Annotated in this window: 5 protein-coding genes; 1 reads left to right on the top strand and 4 read right to left on the bottom strand. The window is 38.2% G+C overall.

Annotated elements, in window-relative coordinates; genetic code table 11:
- Positions 1–322: 322 nt before the first annotated feature.
- From L4C35_RS22835 to L4C35_RS22825, 3 genes are all read right to left on the bottom strand, one after another.
- Positions 323–1,135: a GIY-YIG nuclease family protein gene (locus L4C35_RS22835; RefSeq protein ID WP_428465016.1), complete on the bottom strand. Its 813-nt coding sequence runs from the start codon at positions 1,133–1,135 to the stop codon at positions 323–325.
- 126 nt (positions 1,136–1,261) lie between these two features.
- Positions 1,262–2,332 carry a GTP pyrophosphokinase gene (locus tag L4C35_RS22830; protein WP_428465015.1) on the bottom strand — a complete coding sequence of 357 codons (1,071 nt, stop codon included), beginning with the start codon at positions 2,330–2,332 and terminating at the stop codon, positions 1,262–1,264.
- Between the two features lie 388 nt (positions 2,333–2,720).
- Positions 2,721–2,954 (bottom strand): hypothetical protein, encoded by a 234-nt coding sequence (locus L4C35_RS22825; protein WP_428465014.1) that lies wholly within the window; start codon positions 2,952–2,954, stop codon positions 2,721–2,723.
- A 241-nt stretch (positions 2,955–3,195) separates the two neighbouring features.
- Here L4C35_RS22825 and L4C35_RS22820 point away from each other — a divergent pair, with 241 nt between their 5' ends.
- Positions 3,196–3,393, top strand: coding sequence for a hypothetical protein (locus L4C35_RS22820; protein WP_428465013.1), 198 nt, complete (start codon positions 3,196–3,198; stop codon positions 3,391–3,393).
- A gap of 77 nt (positions 3,394–3,470) precedes the next feature.
- Here L4C35_RS22820 and L4C35_RS22815 read toward each other — a convergent pair whose 3' ends face one another.
- Positions 3,471–3,677, bottom strand: coding sequence for a hypothetical protein (locus L4C35_RS22815; RefSeq protein ID WP_428465012.1), 207 nt, complete (start codon positions 3,675–3,677; stop codon positions 3,471–3,473).
- Positions 3,678–4,057: the final 380 nt, after the last annotated feature.

Raw genomic sequence — 4,057 nt, 5'->3', positions numbered from 1 at the left:
CGCCACAGCCGAACCATGGTTAAAAGCAAATACAGAAGTTGGCGCGGTTACCAGCGAACATTCACGCAAGTAGTTAAGACGTTTAAAAATAAGAATCCGCTACAAACGACGAACGAATCTTACTGCATACGGATTTCACTGGAATTGACCAACTCGCAGCGACTACGGAGTTAGGTACACAAAAAGAACTGAACCAAGTCGGGTAACGACCTGCCATAAAACGCCAGCAACGCATTACGACTTATTGTCAATATCCGCCGTAAACACCAAAGCTAATTCATACCTAGAATGCCGAGCGTTGAGGGTCGTTTTGATGGCTTTGTTATGTGCTTTGTAGTTCCCAATATTTATGAGGGCAATACATAGTGGCATTTGATTTATTTGGCAGTACCTTTTCTAAATATTTAAAAAGCTCAAAATACTTATTTTTAGCATCACTATTCATAATTTCGAGTCTTGTATAATTATTCTTTAAATTTTCAACTTCTAGTTCTAACCTTTCAATCATAATTGCTTTCCTGATTAAATTTGACTCGAGACCAAAAGTATAACTCTGAATATCAGCTATTTTTTCATCATACTCATTCTTAACAATATTTAACTCCTCATCAGATAATAAAACGTAATTATCGAAAGCCACTTCCACCTCTGAAATGAAATCAGCCAGTTCGACATCTTTTTTATTAAGCTGATCCTTATAGCCTTTAATTTCGGTTTGTAAATCGTCACGTATAATATTTACTAACTTTTCATCAATATACTTATATGCGACAAACCTAGTAACATCCTCAACATTAACTTCAAAAAACTCACGGTTTTTTGAATGCCTTCGATGTGAAAACTCTTTATGAATTGCCTGTTCAACACTATATGGGTCATCACATAAAAAGGAAAACTTGACCACAAAACCATCAGGTAAACCTGATGAGGAATTAATCTCTCTTACTCTCTCTTTGACTGTTCTAGTTGTGTACCCAATTTTAACTAGATGTGGGAACATTGGATTCTGCAAAACATAAATATAACCACTTGATTTATCGTCAACTGCACTTGATTCAAGTGAAAACTCAGTGTTCATTTTCCCGCCAATAAAGCTTAACATCAAATCATTATAGCAAATTTTTTCCTTTGTCACACTTAGCACATAACGCTCGCCATAATACGCCACAACGTATTACGAACATGTTGATAGACCACCGAACACACCACACCCAATTCATACCTAGAATGCCGAGCGTTGATGGTCGTATTGATGGCTTTGTTATGCGATACCTTCACCAAATCTAAACAGATATGAAGCAAATTCAGTACGATAATCTTTTGATGAAAGCTTCGTTTTATTTAAAAAAGACAATATGTCTGCTTCAGTTTCTAACTGTGAAGCTAGGACTTGGTATAGATAAAATATTGAAATGCCTTTACTAACTGAAGTTTTATCTTCTTCTAAATTACCTGCTCTATCGGAAGCACGCCTTAGAATATGGACTCTGTATAAGTTAATGATGTCTTCAAGCTGCGAAATAGTATCCACATTAAAATAATCCAAATATTTTATATGCCTTGACGCATTATCCTTCGTTAAATCAATTAACGGAACATTTAAAATTTCAGAAACTTCAGCATCTAAGCCTGATAATAACTGACTCGACTTAACGTAGTTATATATTGAGACAGTATCTATACTCACATCTTCTGGAGAGCTTACAATCGAATCTGGTATCTCACGCTCATATTTAACTAATTCATTTCTAATTTGGATGAATTGGTCATCTGCAAGCTCAAGCAAACCAGCTAATTGTGAAAATCTCCTTCTTACGGGCTTAGGGATTTCATTTTTAGATTTATAACCTATATCATGCTCAATTTCAGCCCATGTATGTTGTAAAATTGAACGAATTTGAATTTCAAATTTTAGACCGTCAAATCTTTGATATTCAATTAAACGAGAGCGATTAGCCGATAAACCAACAACATAATGTAATGAAAGGTAGCCAAATCTATCAGGATCTAAGCTTGTACGTTTATCTATTGAGTTTTCTTCATCAACCAAAAACTCCTGTTCAATAATATTTGCTATCCTATCAACATCATCTGAGTAATGCGTAATAATGCGCAAACCTACGACATCTGTTAACTCACTTAATGAACTATATTTATCTTTTTTTACTATTTTTTTAATTAAGCTAGTCCTTTCTTTAACTCTAGCACTAACTGAATGAGGTGTGATGGATGAGGATCTCAATAAAATATTTAAAAGGGACTCCATTGCTTTTGAAAACTGTTTATACAGTTCAATATTTTCATCATAATCAACTATTATATCTTTTTCCAAACCACTTACTCTTTTTTAATTTGAGGAATTATTGCTTAACTTTTAATCGCATAACGCCTTGGCATAAGGTGCGCCAACGCTGAACTTACAAAACCGAATACACTTCAAACCAAAACCGCCGAGTGTTAAGCGTCACATTAATGCCTTTGTTACCCGGCCGTTCGACTTGGGTTAAGCAGCTTGCCTGCCATGATGAAATGCAATTAAAAACTGCGCTGATTCAGCGCGACAAACACCCAACTCAAGGCAGATAAATTCAAAACTATAACCACGAAAATTACTGCGCGTTTACCCACAAAATAGCGGCTACGATGATGTTAGCACTATGGTTTATCTAGAAAAGATTAACTAGAAACGCTCGCCAATATTGATTAAAAGGCAGCCCAAACTAAAGCCGCGAACAACGCCCACAATTATATTCCTTTAGGTAACCACCAAAATGTAACCACTTCCCTGCCAGCGCACCGACAACAATATTGAAAGCGGCTATCCTCGATGACGGCGCGGCAATAGCTAAGAAATTTAAGAACTGGTAAGTACACGGAGTATCAACCGCCACGGCCGAACCATGGTTAAAACCCAATAAAGAAGTTGGCGTGGTGACCAGCGAACATTCACGCAAGTCGTTGAGACATTTAAAAATAAGAAGCCGCTATGAACGACGAACGATTCTAACTGCATACGGATTTATCTGGAATTGACCAACTCACAGCGACAGCGGAGTAAAGTAAGCAAAAAGAACTCAACCAAGTCGGGTAACGCTCGCCATAATACGCCACAACGTATTACGATAATGTTGATAGACCACCGAAAACACTAAAGCCAATTCAGACCTAGAATGCCGAGCGTTGGTGGTCGTATTAATGGCCTTGTTACCCGGCCGTTTGACTTGGCTAAAGCAGCTTGCCTGCCATGATGAAATGCAGTTAATAACTGCGCAGATTGAGCGCGACAAACACCTAACTCAAGGTAAACAAATTCAAAACTATAACCACGAAAATTACTGCGCGTTTACCCACAAAGTAGCGGCTACGATGAAGTTAGCACTATGGCTTACCTAGAAAAGATGAAGCCGAAACGCTCGCCAATACTGATTAAAAGGCAGCCCAAACTAAAGCCGCGAACATCGTCCACAATTTTACGGCTTACGGCAACCACCAAAATGTAACCACTTCCCTGCCAGCGTACCGACCACAATATTGAAAGCGGCTATCCTCGAAAATGGCGCGACAATAGCTGAGAGATTTAAGAACGAATAAGTACACGGAGCATCAACCGCCACGGCCGAACCATGGTTAAAACCAAATAAAGAAGTTGGCGCGGTTATCAGCGAACATTCACGCAAGCCGTTGAGACGTTTAAAAATAAGAAGCCGCTATGAACGACGAACTACTCTTACTGCATACGAATACTGCTGGAATTGACCAACGCACAGCGACAGCGGAGTTAAGTACACAAAAAAAACTGAACCTAGTCGGGTAACGCTTGGCATAAGGTGCGCCAACACTGAACTTAACAAGCCAGCGGCCTTCATACCAAAACCGCCGAGTGTAACGCGTCACCTTGATGCCTTTGTTAACTGAAAATTACAATGCACGTTTAGAGTTAGTAACAAAGCTTGTGTTTGATAAAGGTGATTTGTAATAATCCTCATCTAAAAATCTTAATAAGACTTTCAAATCAGACTTATTACTTGGGATTTTTATAACCTCATCACCATTTACA

It is taken from the genome of Photobacterium kagoshimensis (assembly GCF_050337045.1).
GTDB classification, from domain to species: domain Bacteria; phylum Pseudomonadota; class Gammaproteobacteria; order Enterobacterales; family Vibrionaceae; genus Photobacterium; species Photobacterium kagoshimensis.
This window is presented reverse-complemented; position numbering and strand designations above follow the sequence as displayed.